This window comes from Paenibacillus sp. EPM92, assembly GCF_016586185.1.
In the GTDB taxonomy this organism is placed as follows: Bacteria; Bacillota; Bacilli; order Paenibacillales; family NBRC-103111; genus Paenibacillus_G; species Paenibacillus_G validus.
Genome location: NZ_BCPS01000051.1, coordinates 14,152 through 34,040, shown reverse-complemented (window position 1 = coordinate 34,040; position 19,889 = coordinate 14,152). Strand labels below are relative to the sequence as shown.

The following is a 19,889-nucleotide window of genomic DNA, read 5'->3' as shown; positions in this document are numbered from 1 at the left end:
TTTAAACCCGTATTTCTCCAGAATCCCCAGCGTATTCGGACTGAAATCCCAATAAGGGGACCGGTAGCCGCGCGGTTTGACGCCTATTCTGGCAAGCGATTCAAGACCCATCTGCATCACTTTTTCTTCTTCCTCATAGCTAAGCGGCGTCGGATTCTCATGTACATAACCGTGATGAGCCACTTCATGGCCACGCGCGACCACTTCTTTGCAAATGTCGGTGAACGTATCCACGGTGTGGCCCGGAATGCACCAGGTCGTTTTGATTCCATATTTATCAAACAGTTTAAGCAATCTTGGAGCGCCCACTTCGGCTCCGAATTCGCCGCGGGACATATAGGCCGGAGATGTGCGATTGAAAGAACCGATCCAGATCGATTGTGCATCAAAGTCACAGCCGATGTTTACCGCGACTTTTTTTCCTTTGGGAAGTCTTACTTTTCCGTTTCTTTGCATAGCGTGTTCCTCCTCAATCGATTTAGGTTGTTTGGCTTGCCGCCTGCTTGCCAGGCAACCGCTTCGGGGTTTCCGACCTGACACGGATTGTTTTGGTTACGCTCTCATTTTAGCTCGGGATTAGGGTTCTGAATATTCCAACTATTTTAGCAGGGTGTAAATTTATTTGATTTCAAACTTTTTGTATACAAAAAAAAGAAGCCGTTGACGAACTAACCGGCTTCTTTCGTAACTTTATCCATGTTACTGTTAAAATTTCGCCAAGATCGTTTTATAGGCATTTCTGATGTGAAAGCTTGCCACCGTCTCCGCGAGCTCCGGGTCACCGCTTTCAATGGCCTTCACGATCATCCAATGCTCCTTCAAGTTCTCCTTCGGTCTGCCGCTGCTCGACAAAGAAGTCGACATGAGCAAACGGAGATGTATTTGCAAGGTTTGCATCATGTTCTCTAAATAGATGTTTTTCGTACCTGAGGCTATAGCCAAGTGGAATTGCGTGTTAATCTTGGAAAGTGTATAAATATCCTCTTGTTGTACGGCTTGCTCCGCTTCCTTGAGTAAATTCGTCAATGCGGCAAGAACCTCTTCATTCCGGTTTTCAGCCAGGATTCTGGCGCCAAGCCCTTCCAGGACCTCACGGATCTGATAGAGCTGCTTCAATTGATCGCCGGATATGGAAGTGACGGTCACGCCCTTGTGGGGCTCTGATTTCACCAAGCCCAGATTTTCCAACTGGCGAAACGCTTCACGGATGGGGGTTCGGCTTACGCCAAGCTTGATCGATAACGTCCGTTCCGACAAGGTTTGTCCCGGGCGAATTTCGCCAAGATGTATGGCGTTATAAATGTAATCGAAAACCTGCTCTCTTTTGATATCTTTTTCTGATGACAAGTTGAACACACCCACCTTTTTTGACACACTTCTCCTTCCCTATTATACGATAACGGCGTTATTTGTAAATGTGAAGGCCGACATGCGGCCAGTAATAGAATGCGGCAACAATCGTCACGACCATAATCAGCAGCGTGAATATACTGCCTGAGACCAGCATATCCCTGCTGGTGTAATACCCCATAGAGAAAGTCGTCAGGCTGCCTGTTGATTGGGTCGGAAAGATGAAAGCGATGCTGCTCGAAACCAAACAGATCATCCCGAGCCATACCGGATTGTAGGGCGTACTTATCGCGAAAGATAAGGCCATGGGCATCAAGGAGGCGACCATTGCCGTGTAGTTCGTAAATCCGAACCTGATCGTCACAAAAATCAGTGTCATGGCTACAACCAGGGACAGCACGGACAGGTTGTCTAAATAAATCATGGACCAGGATGAAATCCATGCGACAAAACCGCTTGTCTCAAGCGAATTGGCCAACGTAAACCCTGCCGCAAACAAAAAAGGAATTTGCCAGTCGACTTTATGGACGACGTCCTTCCATTGAATTAACCGGAACCCCGGCAAAAACAATAAAATCATCACCAAGACGGCGGACAAGGAAATTGATAAATGATGGAGGTCCCGCGTCGCCCATAAAAGAATCAGCAATACATACAGAAATACCATCTGGTACTCTTGCTTGGAAAAAGCCCCCAGCTTTTTCTTCTGCTGTTGGAAGTATTCCCTGCCTTCTGCGACAACCGATACTTTGGCGGGAAACAGCACTAACAATAAAACCCATAATAACGCCAACACGATCATCACAATCGGAAGCATCACGATAAACCAGTGCAGGTAGCTCCAGCGGAAGCCAAGCATGGATTCAAATAAACCCGCTGCGTAAATCGATCCGCTTGCCCCCGTAAGCAGTGCAATCGTGCTGAAATAGGGGACAAAGGTTATGGCCAGCATAATGGCCGTGCTCACATTGCGGCCGCCCTGCTTCTCCATAACATGAATCGTTTCCGAAGCGATCGGAAGCAACAGCGCCAATCGGCCTACTGCGTTAGGAATGAAGAAGGTGAGCAGGAACGCTACGATAAATAAGCACAATAAGGTCCATTTCACATGGCCGCCTGCCAAGCTTAAAATCGAATACGTCAGCCTTTTGTCCAAAGATAATTTCTCAACAGCCGCTCCCATAATCAGCATGGAGATGATCAACCAAATCGTTTCGTTGCCCAGCTCGCTCGCCGCTTCTTCAAAGCTAAAAATGCCAAAAACAGCGGTTAACGCCACAGCAAGAAAACTTGTGATCGGTGCGGGGATCACCTGCGTACCCCACAGAACAATCGAAAATATCAAGATTCCTAGAGCGACCCACCCTTTGTCTCCCATAGCTTCCGGAATAGGCAGCATCGGGGCCCCTATAAGAAAAATAAATGAACAGAGCAGTAACACATTCTTCTTATTCAATACTATACCCATCGGGATCTGCCTACTTTCCAAAAAACTGTAAAAAGGAAGAGAAGCCTTGTTATCCAAGGCTTCAACTAGTCAACCTAAACGGTGGCTGTTTGGGGCGTGCAATAAGGTATCACTTCATTGATATTGGCTACGGAATCCAAATCGTAAAGCTTGGCAATGATGGCTTCCGTACTGTCGCTTCCTAAAATTCCTTTCACTACTTTTCTGAACTTATTGCAAAGAGCCTCATCCGTCATCGGGTTCTCAATGCTGCCCGTAGCATGCTCGACTTTGTACTCATAGACTTTACCGTCTACCGTCGTCAGTTTGGCTACAGCCTCGTCTTCCTCGAATGACTCGTTAACTACCGGCTTGATTTTAGTTCTGAACGCCAGCGTCTTAGGGTCCAAAACCTTGGCGTCCTGGTACTGCTCCTCGCTCGCATCCCCCTCAAGGAAAGCCATTGCTCCCGTATGGAAAATACTAAACTTGCCTTCCAATCCGGTTTTCGGTTCAGGCTTAGCCGTAAGCTCGAGCACATAAGGATTGACTGTAATTTCAATTTCCTTCACCTGGGACGGATCGCTCACCTGCTTGCCGAGTGCAATGCACGCATCGATGGCCGGGTGCAGCACAATACCGCAAGCGTATGGCTTAAATGCGTTTTTCAAGGTTTCCCATTGAGTTCCCCAGTTGATATTTACCTGCTCCAGATCATGCTCAGGAGCCGTAACATTGGCAAAGCCTCGCTTGGCTTCCAGCACTTGCTTCGAGCTGGTAAAGCCTTTTTGAGCCAGAAGTGCGGCTAACAGTCCGTTCTCAGCTGCTTTACCCGGATGGAAAGGCTTGGTCATTGTGCCGAACATTTCGCGCAAACCAAATGCTTGTGTCCCTGCCAGACCCAGGGCGTTCAGCATTTGCTCTTCATCCAACTCCAGCAAAATACCGGCGGCGACCGCCGCTCCAAAAACACCGGCCGTACTTGTAATATGCCAGCCCAAATCGTAGTGGCTCGGGCATACGGCGTTGCTGATTCGCAATTCAGCTTCAACCCCAAGGATAAAGGCGCGCAGCACTTGTTTGCCCGAAAGGTTGAACTTCTCCGCTAAAGCAAAGCATACCGGAGCTACAGGTCCGCTCGGGTGATGGATCGTATCCAGATGCGTGTCATCATAGTCAAAAATATGCGAGCTCATTCCGTTGATCAGCGTGGATAACAGCAGGTCCGCCTTTTCCCTTCTTCCAAGAATCGAAACCTGTTCACTGGATTGAAGATCGTTCTTCAAGCTGATCAGCATTTCAACCGAAGGATGGTAGGCAGCTCCAATCGCAACGCCCATCCAATTGAGGATGCTTTTTTTGGCATGCAGGATGACTTCCTGAGGAATGTCCTCGTACTTCGTATTTAAGCAATTGTTAACCAGGTTTCTAGTAATCATAGCGAATCTCTCCTCTTTATCCTATTTCGTCTTTTTTACAATAGTTGAACGCTCTTTGATGGTGTTCATTTCTTTTATGGCGTTGGCATAAGCGGTTCGAATATGAAATTTGGCGGTAACTTCAGCCAGCTGCGGGTCCCCGCTCTCAATCGCATCCAAGATCGACCAATGCTCCCTGAGGTTTTCATAGGGTCTGCCGCTTTGCGAAAGAGAGTGCGACATCACGATATTGATATGGGACTGCAAATTCTGCAGGGTGTTAATCAAGTAAACGTTCTCGGCCCCGAGAGCGATTTCCATATGAAATTGAGCATTGATTTTGGACAGAAGGCCGATGTTCCCTTCAGCGGCGAACTTCTCCGCCTGCTCCAGCAATATTCTCAAATTTCGCAATACTTCGTTGTTCTGATTCTGAGCCAACAATCTGGCGCTAAGTCCTTCCAGAACCTCACGGATCTCATAAAGCTGTTTCACCTTTTGCTCTGAGAAAGAAATCACTCGTACTCCCCGATGAGGCTCGTACTGGATTAAGCCTTCTTTCTCCAGCCTCCGAAAAGCTTCGCGGATGGGGGTTCGGCTCACGCCCAGCCTTCCCGCCAGTTCCCGTTCGGTGAGAATTTGTTCTAAGTGGAAGTCGCCCCTCTTGATGGCTGCAAATATATATTCAAACACCCAGTCTCCCTTGGTAGCCAGTTCTTCTTCCACTTACAGTCCTGCCCCTCTATTATTGCAATTTCTCTAACCAGGTTTTGGTTAAAGTATCTTGTTTTTTAACATATTCGGTGAATTGACTATGATCCATCGTCCCATCCACCATTTGCGCATTTTTCATGTACGTTTTAAATTCTTCTGTCGCCATCGCTTTGGCGAAGGCGTCATTAATCTTGAGAAGCACTTCTTCCGGAACGCCGGCAGGTGCGAAGATCCCTCTGAACTGGGCCCAGGAAGTATCCACGTCATATCCGGCCTCTTTATAGGTTGGAACGTCCGGGAATTCAGGGAGCCGCTTCTCTGCCATGACCCCTAATACTCTCAATTTGCCGCTTCTGACATATTCGGAAACCTGCCCGGGATTTGAATTGGCCACATCGATGTGTTTACCCAGCAGTACGGTAACCGCTTCACCCGTACTTTCATAAGCTACCCAGCTGGCTTTGACACCGGCCTTCTCGGCAAAGATGTTCCAGGCGATATTGTGACCTGAGCCGATCGAGCCGTAACCTCCGACATTGAGCTTCTTTTGCTTCATGGCTTCAACAAGATCGTTCAATGTTTTGTAAGGGCTGTCTGCATGAACCACGATCACGTAAGGATCGATTTGAACCCCTGCCACGTACGAGAACGATTCCAATTTAAATTGTTTTTTCAAGTTGCTGTTCCACATACCGATTTGGGTAGGCGTTAACGCTCCAAGCGTATATCCGTCCGGCTTGGCTTTAGCCAGGTCGGCCAATTGTTCGGCCCCGCTGCCGGCTGGTTTATTTTCGATCAACACTTGTTGACCTAGAAATTTCTCCGCCGATTTAGCCAATTCGCGAGCCATAGCGTCTGTAGGACCGCCCGCTTTCGTATGAACCAAAATCGTGATCGGCTTCGTAGGGAAGTTAACCGCTTGTTTACTGCTTTGTTTATCGCCTTGGACTTGCTTCGTCGCTGCCGATGAGCCACAGCCTGTCAACAGTGTCGCACCAAGTAAAGAAACCAAAGCAAGGGAAACGGCTTTTTTACTGATCATTTCGTTTCACTCCTTCTCATGTATTTGTATACCACCTGAGGCCAATTATGGGGTGATTAATCGCTTACAGTCAAGTTAATAATTCGTCATTTTATCAACCAAATACAAATATTACTCTTAATATCTAACTGTATCTTTAATTCTTGTGTATATTCATTTTTTTGAAAAAAATCGCATAACGGTATACCACCTTGTTTTTGACATTAGATGTAGCCTGTGCAGGAATCCCCCCGTGATCCTCTTCCGCTTTCCAATACACAGCCAAATGGTATACCTAATTCGCCAGATTGAGATTATTTAAATTTTATCGAAATCAGTAGTAATTTAAAGATATTTAGAGTTAAATGCTAATTTTCAAGTAAATTTGATTTATTTATTGTTTGACTCATCTCAACCGAGTGACCCATAATTAGCGTTGTTTGGTATACCGCCTATTCAAAAACACTCCATACGTGAGGAGGATTACCCTAAACATCTGTGAGTTTATTTTCTTGGAAGCGTTTTAATCAGATTTTTCCAAAATAATGAAAGCGGATTCTTCTATTGTTTTTAACTTGATATAACAGGAGGCTCGAGACAGAGTGAGTAAAACATTTGACCGATATGCAAGTCTCGCTTTTCTGGTGTTGGGTACCGGATTTGTACACCAGAGCCTGAATATGGCCTCGAACACCGAGGATAGCCCCGTAGGACCGAATACATTGCCGTTGGGACTTGGCTCGATTCTTATCCTATTAAGCTTACGCTTGCTATACGAAACCTTTAAGGTAAAACATGCCGATGAGCCAAAGATATCCTTGGATTACAAACGTTTTGCGATTATTTTAATTGCAGCCATTTTATATGCCTTCTTGCTTGAAACGCTCGGTTATGTGATCTGTACGTTTATTTTTCTGCTGGTTGGCTTCCAAACGATGTCGAAAGGCAAATGGATACCTTCTCTTGTCATAGCTTTGGCTTTCTCATTTGGGGTTTATTATTTGTATGTGGACTTGATGAACGGTTCTTTGCCCGGGCTTCCCGAATGGTTAGGCTTCGAGTAATTTCAAACGAGGGGTAATGAAATGGACACTTTACAATTTTTGATGCATGGTTTTGCCATCGCGTTACAATGGCATAATATTCTGTTTGCCTTTGCCGGCGTTCTTATTGGTACGATGGTCGGCGTTCTTCCAGGCATCGGTCCGATTAGCGGGGTAGCCCTGCTGATTCCGGTGACCGCTTCGTTGACCGGGGGACTGAGACCCGAAGAAGCGGCGGCCAGCTCCATTATCTTATTGGCAGGCGTTTACTATGGGGCGATGTACGGGGGTTCAACGACTTCGATTCTGCTCAATACGCCAGGTGAATCCTCATCCGTAGCAACTGTGCTCGACGGATATCCTATGGCCAAGCAAGGAAGAGCGGGAGCCGCTTTGTCGATTTCGGCGATCGGATCTTTTGTAGCCGGGATCATTTCACTCATTGGTTTGGTCATCCTGGCTGAGCCGCTCTCTAATCTTGCCTTAAAGCTCGGGCCTGCCGAGCATTTTTCCTTAATGATTCTAGGGCTATCCGCTCTTAGCGGTCTGGCCGGCAAATCCGTCACGAAGGCGCTGATCATGACGACCTTGGGACTATTGCTCGCTACGATCGGAATGGATACGATATCCGGCGTAGCCCGGTTCACGTTCGACCTGCCTGAGCTTTTTCAAGGGTTCGAATTCTTGACGGTTGCCGTGGGCGTGTTCGCCCTAGGGGAAGTATTCAAAACGATCCTGGAGAGAGAAAGCAACAATGGCGAAATTGCCAGAATCAACCGGATTTTTCCGACCAAGCAGGATTTGAAGGATAGCGTAGGCCCCATCCTCCGCGGTTCGTTCTTAGGCTTCTTTAAAGGCATCGTGCCTGGATCAGGCGCCACCTTAGCTTCGTTTCTTTCCTATCTTTTAGAGAAAAAGATCAGCAAGAACCCGGAAAAGTTCGGTAAAGGCGCCATCGAAGGCGTAGCCGGACCCGAATCGGCTAATAACGCGGCTTCCGGCGGTGCGATGATTCCCTTACTAACATTAGGGATTCCGGGTACGGGAACTACGGCGGTTCTGATGGGCGCGCTTATTATGTATAACGTTCAGCCGGGTCCGTTATTATTCTCCGAGCATCCGACGATCGCTTGGGGACTCATTGCCAGTATGTTTATCGGCAACTTGATGTTATTAATTTTGAATATGCCGCTCGTTAAGGTGTTCGCCAAGATTATTGAAACGCCGCCCAAATATTTGATCCCGATGATTGTGGCTATTTCGTTCTTTGGCGTATACGCGGTTCAGCTTGCGACGTTCGATCTGTTCGTCTTGATCGGTTTCGGGATATTCGGCTATTTCATGACCAAACATGACTACCCGATGGCCCCTCTCGTTCTTGGTCTGGTCTTGGGGCCGATGATTGAAAATAATTTGCGCAGAGCTCTGACCATCTCCAATGGCGATTACAGCGTGTTTGTAACAAGACCTGCATCCTTGATTTTCCTTCTCATCGCCCTTCTTTGGGTGGCCGTTCCGGTTATCCTGAAGATGAAGGGTAAAAAAGTAATCGTGAATGAAGCTGCATAACTAGCTGGGACGGTTCCCCAAGGTCTGAGACCTTGGGGAGACCGTCCCTTTTGTTATAAAGCGAAGCTTGCCTGTTATACAGCGCACGCTAACAGCGCGTTTGCGCGCGCGTCGTGCAGGTGCCAAAACGGTTAGTGTGGCAAACAAGTGGGAAAATATTCGACGTTACTTCTTCTTTTTTTCCATAGACGCCCCAATTCCTGCTCCTATCGCAATCCCAACTCCCATGCCTAGAGCAAGGTTATCCAAAAGCAACCCGAACGCTGATCCCAATGCGACTCCTAAAGCAATCTCTAAAGCCCCGAAATTACCTTTGAGTCTATTCTTCTTATCCACTACAATATGAATTAACAAAAGTGGAGGGATCAAAGATGCAGCGCAAGAGTTACAACATAGAATTTAAACAGCAGCTCATCCAAGAAGCCTTAGAAGCAGGCAACGCAAGCCAAGTTGCAAGACGACATGGAATCGACGGGAAAATGCTATCCCGCTGGATTCGTCAATCGAAGCAGACAGGCTGGAAAAACGCATCACCAGAATCCAAAAAAGTTGCAGCCTACACCCCATCACCCAAAGAGTTTCAAGCGTTAGAGCATGAAAACGACAAATTGAAAAAGCTGTTGGGCGAGAAGGATTTGGAGATTGCGATTCTTCGTGATCTCGTAAAAAAGGTGAACCCCGCCTATCGGACAAAATAGAGATCGCCGACACATGGATTGCGCGGGGGTGTAAAGCTGCAATGGTGCTGCGAATCGTCGGCGTCAGTGAAGCGACGTACTATTACCGGAAGAAGCATTTCAAGCAAGAGCGAGTGTATAACGGCGGAAGACCAATTCCCGGCTTTTCCTTGGATCATAAGCAGCATCCCGTCAGCGATGAGCAGATCAAGGAATGGCTGATGGAACTTATTTCCGGGGAAGAAGCCACATACGGTTATCGTAAACTAACCCTATGTCTGAAACGACAGTATGGGCTGATCGTTAATAAGAAAAAAGTATACCGACTGTGTCAGGAACTGGGCATCCTGCAGCCACAACGCCGGAAGCGAATCCAATATCCCCGAAAGCTGGCGAACAATCGTGAGATCCGCGCTTCGAATCAGCTTTGGGAGATGGACGTCAAATACGGCTACATTGCAGCACAGCAGCGTTTCTTATTCTTGCTCAGCCTGATTGACGTCTACGACCGATCGATTATCGACTACCACATGGGCCTCTCTTGCGAAGGGAAGCATGCCGCGCAGACCTGCAGAGGGCACTATGGAAACGACAACTCTTTGGGAAAGATCAGTTGCCAGTGGTTCGTACCGATAACGGCCCGCAATTCATCAGCCATGCTTTTGAGGAAGCGTGCCTGGAGTATCGTGTAGAGCATGAACGGATTCCTCCGAAAACGCCGAATAAAAATGCGCATGTCGAAGCATTTCATGCCATTTTAGAACAAGAGTGCCTCTCCAGGCATGAATTTGAGAGTCAGTGGCGGATTCATGGCAGTTTGTATGATCTATCCCCGCAGGAGTTTCATCAAGCTGCACGTCAGCAAACCGTAAAGCCGCTTGTGATTAAGGTATGACTGATGGACAAAGCCCTTTACATGGAGGGGCGGGCATGATCGGTCGCCACCATTATCTGTTCGACTTCAGTTTCGTTGAATAACTCCCATGACCTAACAGAAGGTTTCCAGTTCAATTGCACAACCTGACAATTCTTAGCGTGTCTTAACCAGGACAGCATTAGGGATTCAGCAATTTCTATCTTCATGCGAAATTTCCTTTCTGATAGTCATACTGTGTGGTCGGCAAATTGGATTTTCCTATAATATTTGTGCTGTTTTTTTATAGCAAAGCAGTTCACAGACTCATCCATGTGAGGCCATTAAGATGGCCTTGAGTAATGAAGCTTTCTCTTGTACCATAGATTCTGTCACTATCGTAGATGATTCCAGGCCCAAGCGACCAATCATTTTTTTGCCAATTTCCAGTATTCATTCATTAGTTTTTGATAATCATCTGATAATTGTTTGTTGATGTCTCCAAGAAACTTGACTTTCAGGTCATCATCAGATTTGGCTTTCAATACGTTTTTCAAATTCTTAAGCGTATTCTGGTTGCGTTGGATCACATTCTTCGTTTCAGCATAATTACCATCAATCCCACTCGTGGATAAGGACAGAATTTCCTCAATATCGTCCATCATTCTCATTTCGGTTAGTCTCTTCATTTCTAAGGTATCTTTGTAATATGGACTCTCCTTAAAACCATTTTCATCAACATGTTCGTTAATGAAGTTGTAAGAATAGGTATGCATAATTATATCCCTTGGAATACTTAGATATTTGGGAGACATTGCATCTATAATCTCTTTGATCTTCTTTTCCGTTTCTTCATTCTTCTTTGCCGCTGACTCCCTAGATTCCTTTTCACTCTTCCTTTTGTCCAAGTATCCCTTTATAAAAAAACCTATAATTGCCAACAAGCCAGCCACTACAAAATCTGACCCTTTATCGGGAAGTAACTCTACTATTAGTTGTATTAATGAATCCATTTTTACGCTCTCTTTCATTTAGTGTTAGCTGACATTGCCAATGATTTCTCCCTTCTACCTTATAACGATCTTGTTTGTCTACAACCAGGAAACTTGGTACAACCGAGAAACTCTTCCCCTTGCTTACTCTTCCTTCTTACCATAGGAGAACCACACTTGCATGTCACTGAGGTTGTTGCCGCTGCTTCCTTCCGAGCTATTGCTACCTCTGACTTTGCTACCGTCTCAGTTCTCTTCTCTATGGGACGCGGTTTCTTGCTCGGTTGCCATTTCCCCCATGCTCTTAGCTTTTGCTCGACTAAGGCTCCATGCCAATAATCGACTTTGAATTGCTCTGCTTCCTTCTTGGCAGGAGGTGTAAGATCAGATGTAGTGATAAGCAACGATAATATACAATCATGATTCCTCTTCGCCGCCACAAGTTCACGCACTGTCATTACAGGTACTAGATTATGGTCTGCATAGCATTTGGCTTGGACGGCTGTTTTCTCCCCGCGACCATCAACGATCACAAGATCAACTCCACCATCATTACCGCCTACACCTACTTCTTTTACTGTGTAGCCCTGATCACGGAAGTAAAGAGCAAGTAGACGCTCAAACTCAGCTCCAGATAGGTCATCCAACCTGCTAGTAAGGATGATTTCATCAGTTCTACATCCCTTTGAAGTCCGTCTTATGTTTGTCTGAGCAGCCTTCTTAATCGATGTTTTGGGTTTCTGCTTTTTCTCGGTTCGTCTTTTCCGAGTCCAGATAGCTCCTATGATATCCGCAACTATGATTGAACCGATGAGTATGCCAAAGAAGAATCCCCAATGCAACCCTGGGATGTTGAAGTACAAAGTAAGCCCACCAATAATAAACAAGCCTCTCAAGACATATGCGAGTTGTCTTCCTTCTGCGTAGTAAGTTCTAGCCATTGGTTCTTTAACCCCCTATTTCCTTGTCTTTCCATTGGTAAGTTCGAATTTTCCTAACAATTTCTCTTCTAATCTTCTCTCGGTATCCATGGAACCCACTCTCAATTGTTTTTCTAAAACCGCAATTCTCACATGTTAAAAGCTCAATCCCATACGAGCCCTCATTCATTACTAAGTATCCATTACATTCTTTGCAAATTGGAACAGGAAGTTGTACTTGTTACTGTAGGTCGAGAGATACCAACCCTCAGTTAAGAAGCTCATCATTAGTCAAGAACCAGATTTTAATTCCTACACGAGCGATATTGTAGACGGGGTAAAGTGGGAATGTTATTGCAGCTCCGATAAAAAAGGTAATTGCCCCAGCTACTATTGGGTGTTTGAGTAATTCTTTCATCTACCGACCAACCAACTCTCATTTTAGTCTATTAAATGAAAAAGGTGCGCCTACTGAGGCAGCACCCTGCTCTTATGCCTATATTCGATTATAGGTCAAAATGCTTAATTTTGGAATATCATGCAGACTAATGCCGAATTCTCTTATTAGGAATAGTCATTATTGTAACAGCCCCAATTATAGCTGTCACCAAGAACAATGTGTACCAAGCATTATTATAGTTCGTCTGCTGATGTTCGAGTTGATGCGCCTTCTCGCAGGCCTTACGAATTGAATTAGAATTGTCCGAAAGCAATGTCTCCAGTATGTAAATAATAACTTCGACCAACAAAACAATTGCACAGATCATACCAACTATAGTCTTCCTGCTCATGCCTGACTGGCCTCGCTTGTTGTCCCGCTTGCTGCTAGAGGCTTATTAAATCTTCTTCTTATCGGAGCAATCAGCAAAATCGATACAATGTTCACGATATTTAGTGCAATCGTCCATCCATAAAAGCTCTTTGCTGTCGAGAACACGTAATCATAAGAAATTCACGAAGGACATGACGCGCGTTTGCGCCCACTGCTGAGTTGCCACCGCATCTTGATACAACGTATTTACGTTGAAAAATAACACTATGCCGAATACGATGGTCAGAAGGAATGCGTGATACGAGCCGTTCCGAACATCATCACCGATAACCTTGAATAGTCTAAAGACCAGATACACAACAATGATGTTAAGCAAAGCGTTAATGCACGCTGAATAATTTTAGCTTTTGTGCCGCGCGTAGCCGCTAAGCCATTTTGAGCAAGCGACTCTTCTTCAAGCTTTGTAATAGATACTTGCGGAGCCTCCACATCTGTTGTATCGATAGGTCGCCCTTCATCTGATACTAGCAACTTCGCTCCGCAAGAAGAACAAAACTTAGCGCCCTCTAGGACTTGCTTGCCACAATTTGAACAGTACATTCGTTCCTTCATGATTAAAGAGGAAAAGCTGGCCACGGGGGAACGATATGAAGATAGGAGCTTCCTAGTTGCAGCAAGTATGGTATTCCTTTGTCCTAAGCTAATTGCAGTGTGGTTTGAAAGCGTATGCTCAAGAAGACGAACATGCGAGTGATCAGACTTTCATGATCTTCGTCATACGTGCGCTTCCCTACTCATGAGTCTGGACATTCATCCAAAGATAGTCCAAGAACAGCTCGGTCATTCATCCATAATGATCACCTTGGACACTTACTCTCACCTAATGCCAAATATGCAAGCTGAGGCGGCTACTGCTTTGGAGAAACTCCTAAGGTAGCCGCCTTTCTCCTGCCATTACCCGTAATCCCCCGCCAAATTCCTGCCAAAACGCATAATTCGATCATTTCCCTGCCAAGGTAAAGCTTAAAAGCCCCTATGGGACAAGGGCTCCTAGACATACAGACAAAAAAAGAGACCCGCCAACGGGGCGGATCTAAGGGTGTATATATTAAAAAGGGGGTCTTGCTATCTATAATACACGGATAACATGTTAAACACGTAACAGATATATTTCAATTATGTAACAAAATTGAAAGCGTTATATGCCGTAATGAGAATCAATATCATAATATCGAGAAATATTATCAAAATCAAAGAAAACGCTAACTTGATACCGATAATTAGTCTCAAAAGGCTGAAAATCGATATCAATTAAAGTATTTGCCAAAATTTCGACCTTGACGTATAATCCAATCAAGGACTTACCTTACAGAAAGGGTGATTCGGATGTACGATTATCACCATCTCGACCATGCGAAGAAACAAAGCCGTTCCAAGAAAACGCTGTGGATCACGCTGAGTTTAACTTTATTCTTCACCATCGTTGAAGTCATTGGCGGACTGCTGTCCAATTCGCTCGCCCTGCTCTCCGATTCCGCGCATATGATCTCAGACGTGCTCGCTCTCGGATTGAGCATGGTTGCCATCTATATGGCGACGAGACAGCCAAACGCCAAATATACGTTCGGCTTCCTCCGTTTTGAGATTATCGCTTCGTTCCTCAACGGTCTGGCGCTGGCCATCATTTCGATCGGCATCTGTATCGAAGGGATACGGCGATTTATGAACCCGGAACCGATCGATCTCAAGCTCATGCTGATCATTGCCTCCATCGGGCTGACGGTCAACCTCGTCCTGACGCTGGTGCTCAGCCGCAGTATGAAGGAAGAGGAAAATTTGAACGTGAAAAGCGCTTTATGGCATTTTATCGGAGATTTGCTAAGTTCCATTGGAGTTATTGTTTCTGCCGTACTCATTTATTATACCGGATTGCCTTGGTTCGACCCGATTATCAGCATTGTCATCGGCGGCATCATCTTCACCGGCGGTGCGAAAATCATTAAGGAATCGTACCTCATCCTGATGGAATCGGTGCCGGAGCGCTTCGATCTGGATGAAATCCGGGCAGCCATCGCTGCCGTGGAAGGTGTCGAAGATGTGCACGAGATGCATCTGTGGGCCGTGTCCTCGGATCATTATTCCCTCACGGCGCACGTCTTTATCGACGACAGCATCCAGCCGTTCTGCATCATCCTCGCCATCAACGAGACGCTGAAGAACAAGTACGGCATCGAGCACACGACGATCCAGATGGAGCATGCGGGCATCCACCCGCACGGCGAATACGGCAAGCAATTTATGCTGGCCAAGGAGCAGAAGCAGACCCGGAGTATCGGTCCTGTCTTCTAGAAGACGTCAAGACGCCTTCCCTCACCTGACCCCCACGAACTGTGGTGACCGGAGAGGCAAGGCGTCTTTATTCGAGCGCTTCCGCAATGCTCGATCTCCGCGCAATCAGGCGGAGCGGAATTTGAATTTCATGGCCGATACGTTTAAGCTTCCGCGCCTCATCTGCCGGAGATTGCTTCAGCGCTCTCGTATCGCCAAGCGCCTCAAGCATCAGCATCATGGTCATTTCAGCCTGCAGCGCATACGGGATATCGAGCGACGTCAGCATCGGGTGGCACACCGTCGTCACCGGATCGTTGTTGATGCCGGCAATCCGAAAATCCTCCGGCACCCGGTACCCCCGCCGTTGTACAGCGGACATGAATGCCAGCGAAATCACATCGTCGAACCCAAGAATGCCGACCGGAGATTCTCGATTCCAGAGTCTCTCCACTTGTTCCAACGCCTGGTCGATCGTCTCCACCTCATCCGAATCGATCATGTCGTACGGCACCGGTTCAGGCAGCTTCGAAAGCCCGTTTCGAAAGCCCGCTCTTCGTTGAAGATCGGTAGCGTACAAGCTTGTTTTGGCCAAATACACAATCGTTCGGCAGCCCTGCTCATACAGATGTCTCACAGCCTCGTCACAGCCATCGACAAAATCGAGGTTCACGGCCCCGACGGCGATGTCGTTCGGCCATCCCCACGCATTAAACAAAACAAGCGGCGTCCCTTCACCCACCAGATGGCGGGTCGCTTCCTGCGACATCGCCAGCCCGTGGCAGATGAGCCCGTCCACCCGGCGCTGCAGCAGCACATCCAGGTGGCGCTTCTCTATCTCCGGATCGAACCCCGCTGCCGAAAAAACGGACAAATGGTACCCGTACCCATGCGCCATACGCTGCATTTCTTCGGCAAACTGCCCGTGATACCCGCCGAAGACAGGCACGAGCATGCCGAGCTCATACGACTTCTTCCGGCTTAGACTGGCGGCCATAACGTTGCGGCGGTAGCCGAGCTGTTCCGCCGTCTGTTCCACTTTACGGATCGTTTCCGGCGTCATCGGCACATTGCGCCTGTTCAACACGTTAGAAACCGTAGCAATGGATACTCCAGCCGCTTCGGCGATATCGACGATGGTGATTTGCCGCTTTTTACTCATGCCGCGTTTCCCTCTCCCTGCTCAAAACTTTCATAGAATAAAAATAATCGATTTAAGCGTTTAATCTTTTCATTTTACCGCCAATCCATTGGACGCGTCAATGCAGCGGATAAGAAAAAAACCGTTCCGCCCTCTGGCGAAACGGCTGAACAAGACCATCGTTATATCGACGGTCTATTCGGCTCATGCTTGTCCTTGTGATAGGTCGGCATGGTGTAAGCTTTGCTTTCCACCGCCTGATTCGAGTGATCGGCCATCGACTGCATGGTTTGATTCATGCTTTTGTTTTTGCCTTTGCGCATCGAACTTCCCTCCATCCGTTAGGAACAATATGAGTTGCAGAGTATGCCTTCATGTTTTGTCACCAAACACCGGAAGATATGCAGGACGCAAGACGCCAATAATTCCTACGGTAAGGGAAGATAGATCGTCGGTTCTCCGTACATACTACACGAGGAACTTCATCACCATGCGAAGGAGAATCGATATGGGAATCTTAGACGGAAATCCGAAACACGAGCCTATGCATTATGGTGAAATTTATGCTTTGTGGGCATTCAGCTCGCAGACAAAGCTGGCCTTTACCGGTTACCATACGCTGCGTAATCACGCCGGTGATTCTGATTTAAGAGAATTCATGAAGGAATTAATCGATGTCGCGGCTAAAGAAACCGATGACTGCGATGCACTGTTAATCAAGAACGGCATCACCCCCCCGCCGTCGCCGCCGGAGAAGCCGAAAGCGAATCTGGAAGACATTCCGGCAGGCGCTCGTTTCACCGATCAGGAAATATCCGCCTCATTGAGCGTCGATCTGATGATCGGATTAAACATGTGCAGCCAAATCATCGGTCAAGCCATTCGCGAGGATATTGGCATGTTATTTACGAAGTATCATCAAACCAAGACCGGCCTCAGCAGCAAGCTGCTGCGCATGAACAAAGCCAAGGGCTGGCTCGTGCCGCCGCCACTGCAGCTGCAGACGAAAGAATTGGTGCACAGCTAGTCCTTCTATCACAAAAAGGCTCCCTACCGCGCCAAGCGCAAGGTAGGGAGCCTTCATCATTGTATCAAGTTCGGCGTAAGGAAATTACATGCTGAGCCATTTCTTGAACAGATGCTTCGTCGTGTCGAGATTCATCGCCGCGATCGAAGTCGTAAGCGGAATGCCTTTCGGGCAGGAGCGCACGCAGTTCTGCGAGTTGCCGCAGCCTTCGATTCCGCCGTCTTCCATCAGCGCTTCCAGACGCTCGTGAGCGTTCATCTCGCCCGTCGGGTGAGCGTTGAACAACCGTACTTGCGAAATGGCAGCCGGTCCGATGAACGTCGTCTTGTCGTTCACATTCGGACAGGATTCCAGGCACACGCCGCAAGTCATACATTTGGACAGCTCATAGGCCCATTGACGCTTGGACTCCGCCATCCGCGGTCCCGGTCCGAGATCGTACGTACCGTCGATCGGTATCCATGCTTTCACTTTCTTCAAAGCCGAGAACATGCGCTCACGGTTGATGACCAGGTCGCGGACGACCGGGAAGGTGCTCATCGGAGCGATCCGGATCGGCTGCTCCAGCTTGTCGACAAGCGCGCTGCAAGCTTGGCGCGGCTTTCCGTTAATGACCATGGAGCAAGCTCCGCATACTTCTTCCAAACAGTTCGATTCCCAGCACACCGGCGTCGTTTTGTCGCCTTTGGCATTCACGGGATTCCGCTGTACCTCCATCAGAGCGCTGATCACGTTCATGTTCGGACGGTATGGAACCTCGAACTCTTCCGTATACGGCTTGCTTTCCGCTGAGTCCTGACGGGTGACGATAAACTTAATCTTTTTGTTTGCTGTCGCGGTTGCTTCGGCCATGATCAATGACCTCCCTTCTTCTTGTCGGTTGTGTAGTCACGTTTACGCGGCGCGATCAAGGAGACGTCGACATCTTCCCACTCGATTTGCGGGCCGTCGGCCGTCCATTTCGCCTTCGTCGTCTTCAAGAACTCCTCGTCGTTACGTTCCGGGAACTCCGGCTTGTAGTGCGCGCCGCGGCTCTCGTTACGAAGAAGTCCGCCAAGCGTCATCGCGTGCGCGAGCTCCAGCATGTTCCACAATTGACGCGTATAAGCGACGCCCGGGTTGTTGAAGCGAGCCGAGTCGTTGATGTTAATGTTTTTGTAGCGCTGCTTCAGCTCGTTGATTTTATCGATCGTTTGCTCCAGGTTTTTGTTGTAGCGAACGACCGTCATGTTGTTGGTCATCCATTCGCCGAGCTCTTTGCCAAGCACGTATGCATTTTCCGTACCGTTCATTTTCAGGATGCTTTCGTACTTCTCGGTGTGCAGCTTCGCATAACGTTCGTAAACGGTCGAGGAAATGTCCTCCGCATGCTTATCCAACCCTTTGATGTACTCGATCGCTTTCGGACCGGCCACCATACCGCCGTAGATCGCGGAGAGCAAGGAGTTCGCGCCCAGACGGTTCGCGCCGTGGTACTGGTACTCGCACTCGCCTGCGGCGAACAAGCCCGGAATGTTCGTCATCTGGTTGTAGTCGACCCACATACCGCCCATCGAATAGTGAACGGCCGGGAAAATCTTCATCGGGATTTTACGCGGATCGTCTCCCATGAATTTCTCGTAGATCTCGATAATACCGCCCAGCTTGACGTCGAGCTCCTTCGGATCTTTATGCGACAAGTCGAGGTAAACCATGTTCTCGCCGTTGACGCCGAGCTTCATGTCGACGCAGACAGCGAAAATTTCGCGAGTCGCGATATCGCGCGGAACCAGGTTTCCGTAAGCCGGATATTTCTCTTCGAGGAAATACCAAGGCTTCCCGTCCTTGTACGTCCATACTCGTCCGCCTTCACCGCGAGCCGATTCGCTCATCAGACGCAGCTTGTCGTCCCCGGGAATCGCCGTCGGGTGAATCTGAATGAATTCGCCGTTCGCATAATATACGCCTTGCTGATATACGGCACTGGCTGCCGTACCCGTATTGATAACCGAGTTCGTCGTTTTCCCGAAAATGATCCCGGGACCGCCCGTCGCCAAAATAACCGCATCCGCAGCGAACGTATTGACTTCCATGCTGCGCAGATCTTGTCCGGCAATACCGCGGCATACGCCGTCGTCGTCCAGAATCGCGCCGAGGAATTCCCAGTGCTCGTATTTCTTCACGAGGCCGGCCGTTTCCCAGCGGCGTACTTGCTCGTCGAGCGCGTACAAGAGCTGCTGGCCTGTCGTGGCGCCGGCGAACGCCGTACGGTGATGCTTCGTGCCCCCGAAGCGGCGGAAGTCAAGCAAGCCTTCCGGGGTACGGTTAAACATAACGCCCATCCGGTCCATTAAGTGAATGATGCCCGGCGCGGCTTCGCACATCGCTTTAACCGGCGGTTGGTTGGCAAGGAAGTCGCCACCGTATACAGAGTCGTCAAAGTGCTCCCAGGGAGAATCGCCTTCGCCTTTTGTGTTAACGGCGCCGTTGATGCCCCCTTGAGCACAGACGGAGTGAGAACGTTTAACAGGAACCAGAGAGAACAAGTCGACATGGACTCCGGCTTCTGCAGCTTTAATGGTGGCCATCAAGCCTGCAAGGCCCCCACCGACTACGATAACTTTCGAATTCGCCATGA

At 48.1% G+C, this 19,889-nt stretch carries 21 protein-coding genes and 1 pseudogene; 7 read left to right on the top strand and 15 right to left on the bottom strand.

Annotated elements, in window-relative coordinates; all coding sequences use genetic code 11:
- The 6 genes from JMF85_RS09865 to JMF85_RS09840 all read right to left on the bottom strand — a co-directional run.
- The coding region (locus tag JMF85_RS09865) for a polysaccharide deacetylase family protein (protein WP_201318126.1) at positions 1-456 on the bottom strand (456 nt) is incomplete at its 3' end.
- Between the two features lie 249 nt (positions 457-705).
- The gene (locus JMF85_RS09860) at positions 706-1,347 is read right to left on the bottom strand and encodes a GntR family transcriptional regulator (protein ID WP_155614603.1); all 642 of its coding nucleotides are present in this window, start codon (positions 1,345-1,347) and stop codon (positions 706-708) included.
- Between the two features lie 58 nt (positions 1,348-1,405).
- A complete protein-coding gene (locus JMF85_RS09855) occupies positions 1,406-2,818 on the bottom strand; it encodes an SLC13 family permease (protein ID WP_127604838.1) in 1,413 nt (470 codons plus the stop codon).
- A gap of 74 nt (positions 2,819-2,892) precedes the next feature.
- On the bottom strand, positions 2,893-4,236 hold the full coding sequence (locus JMF85_RS09850) for an MmgE/PrpD family protein (RefSeq protein WP_141335604.1): 1,344 nt from the start codon (positions 4,234-4,236) through the stop codon (positions 2,893-2,895).
- A 21-nt stretch (positions 4,237-4,257) separates the two neighbouring features.
- Positions 4,258-4,941, bottom strand: coding sequence for a GntR family transcriptional regulator (locus tag JMF85_RS09845; RefSeq protein ID WP_127604842.1), 684 nt, complete (start codon positions 4,939-4,941; stop codon positions 4,258-4,260).
- A 19-nt stretch (positions 4,942-4,960) separates the two neighbouring features.
- Positions 4,961-5,971 carry a tripartite tricarboxylate transporter substrate binding protein gene (locus JMF85_RS09840; RefSeq protein WP_127604844.1) on the bottom strand — a complete coding sequence of 337 codons (1,011 nt, stop codon included), beginning with the start codon at positions 5,969-5,971 and terminating at the stop codon, positions 4,961-4,963.
- A gap of 581 nt (positions 5,972-6,552) precedes the next feature.
- Between JMF85_RS09840 and JMF85_RS09835 the strand changes: the two genes are divergently transcribed.
- Both JMF85_RS09835 and JMF85_RS09830 read left to right on the top strand, forming a co-directional pair.
- Complete coding sequence (locus tag JMF85_RS09835) at positions 6,553-7,014, top strand: tripartite tricarboxylate transporter TctB family protein (RefSeq protein ID WP_127604846.1); 462 nt, start codon at positions 6,553-6,555, stop codon at positions 7,012-7,014.
- Between the two features lie 21 nt (positions 7,015-7,035).
- A complete protein-coding gene (locus JMF85_RS09830; RefSeq protein WP_201318125.1) occupies positions 7,036-8,562 on the top strand; it encodes a tripartite tricarboxylate transporter permease in 1,527 nt (508 codons plus the stop codon).
- A gap of 165 nt (positions 8,563-8,727) precedes the next feature.
- Here the strand turns inward: JMF85_RS09830 and JMF85_RS28790 are convergent, their stop codons facing one another.
- Positions 8,728-8,898: a glycine zipper domain-containing protein gene (locus tag JMF85_RS28790; protein WP_464621143.1), complete on the bottom strand. Its 171-nt coding sequence runs from the start codon at positions 8,896-8,898 to the stop codon at positions 8,728-8,730.
- 35 nt (positions 8,899-8,933) lie between these two features.
- On the opposite strand from JMF85_RS28790, the gene JMF85_RS09825 reads away from it, so the two are divergent.
- Together JMF85_RS09825 and JMF85_RS09820 are read left to right on the top strand one after the other, a co-directional pair.
- Positions 8,934-9,260, top strand: coding sequence for a transposase (locus tag JMF85_RS09825; protein WP_201318124.1), 327 nt, complete (start codon positions 8,934-8,936; stop codon positions 9,258-9,260).
- A 41-nt stretch (positions 9,261-9,301) separates the two neighbouring features.
- Entirely contained in the window at positions 9,302-9,931 is a 630-nt protein-coding gene (locus JMF85_RS09820) for an IS3 family transposase (RefSeq protein ID WP_127604852.1), read from the top strand.
- A 589-nt stretch (positions 9,932-10,520) separates the two neighbouring features.
- Here JMF85_RS09820 and JMF85_RS09815 read toward each other — a convergent pair.
- The 4 genes and pseudogenes from JMF85_RS09815 to JMF85_RS28640 form a co-directional block, all read right to left on the bottom strand.
- Positions 10,521-11,105, bottom strand: coding sequence for a hypothetical protein (locus JMF85_RS09815; RefSeq protein ID WP_127604854.1), 585 nt, complete (start codon positions 11,103-11,105; stop codon positions 10,521-10,523).
- A gap of 59 nt (positions 11,106-11,164) precedes the next feature.
- Positions 11,165-12,025 carry a restriction endonuclease gene (locus JMF85_RS09810; protein WP_127604856.1) on the bottom strand — a complete coding sequence of 287 codons (861 nt, stop codon included), beginning with the start codon at positions 12,023-12,025 and terminating at the stop codon, positions 11,165-11,167.
- Positions 12,026-13,058: 1,033 nt separating this feature from the next.
- Positions 13,059-13,307 carry a hypothetical protein gene (locus tag JMF85_RS09805; RefSeq protein ID WP_236595803.1) on the bottom strand — a complete coding sequence of 83 codons (249 nt, stop codon included), beginning with the start codon at positions 13,305-13,307 and terminating at the stop codon, positions 13,059-13,061.
- Between the two features lie 3 nt (positions 13,308-13,310).
- A pseudogene (locus JMF85_RS28640) lies at positions 13,311-13,376 on the bottom strand (zinc-ribbon domain-containing protein); the annotation flags it as partial.
- 196 nt (positions 13,377-13,572) lie between these two features.
- On the opposite strand from JMF85_RS28640, the gene JMF85_RS09800 reads away from it, so the two are divergent.
- Both JMF85_RS09800 and JMF85_RS09795 read left to right on the top strand, forming a co-directional pair.
- On the top strand, positions 13,573-13,713 hold the full coding sequence (locus JMF85_RS09800) for a hypothetical protein (RefSeq protein WP_127604860.1): 141 nt from the start codon (positions 13,573-13,575) through the stop codon (positions 13,711-13,713).
- 449 nt (positions 13,714-14,162) lie between these two features.
- Positions 14,163-15,125 (top strand): cation diffusion facilitator family transporter, encoded by a 963-nt coding sequence (locus JMF85_RS09795; RefSeq protein ID WP_127604862.1) that lies wholly within the window; start codon positions 14,163-14,165, stop codon positions 15,123-15,125.
- A gap of 67 nt (positions 15,126-15,192) precedes the next feature.
- On the opposite strand, the gene JMF85_RS09790 is transcribed toward JMF85_RS09795, so the two are convergent.
- Entirely contained in the window at positions 15,193-16,266 is a 1,074-nt protein-coding gene (locus JMF85_RS09790; RefSeq protein ID WP_201318123.1) for a LacI family DNA-binding transcriptional regulator, read from the bottom strand.
- 161 nt (positions 16,267-16,427) lie between these two features.
- The gene (locus JMF85_RS09785; protein WP_155614605.1) at positions 16,428-16,568 is read right to left on the bottom strand and encodes a hypothetical protein; all 141 of its coding nucleotides are present in this window, start codon (positions 16,566-16,568) and stop codon (positions 16,428-16,430) included.
- A 185-nt stretch (positions 16,569-16,753) separates the two neighbouring features.
- Here JMF85_RS09785 and JMF85_RS09780 point away from each other — a divergent pair, with 185 nt between their 5' ends.
- A complete protein-coding gene (locus JMF85_RS09780; protein WP_201318122.1) occupies positions 16,754-17,272 on the top strand; it encodes a DUF3231 family protein in 519 nt (172 codons plus the stop codon).
- A gap of 84 nt (positions 17,273-17,356) precedes the next feature.
- On the opposite strand, the gene sdhB is transcribed toward JMF85_RS09780, so the two are convergent.
- Positions 17,357-18,124 carry a succinate dehydrogenase iron-sulfur subunit gene (sdhB, locus tag JMF85_RS09775; protein ID WP_127604868.1) on the bottom strand — a complete coding sequence of 256 codons (768 nt, stop codon included), beginning with the start codon at positions 18,122-18,124 and terminating at the stop codon, positions 17,357-17,359.
- A gap of 2 nt (positions 18,125-18,126) precedes the next feature.
- Positions 18,127-19,887, bottom strand: coding sequence for a succinate dehydrogenase flavoprotein subunit (gene sdhA, locus JMF85_RS09770; RefSeq protein WP_127604870.1), 1,761 nt, complete (start codon positions 19,885-19,887; stop codon positions 18,127-18,129).
- Between the last annotated feature and the right edge of the window lie 2 nt (positions 19,888-19,889).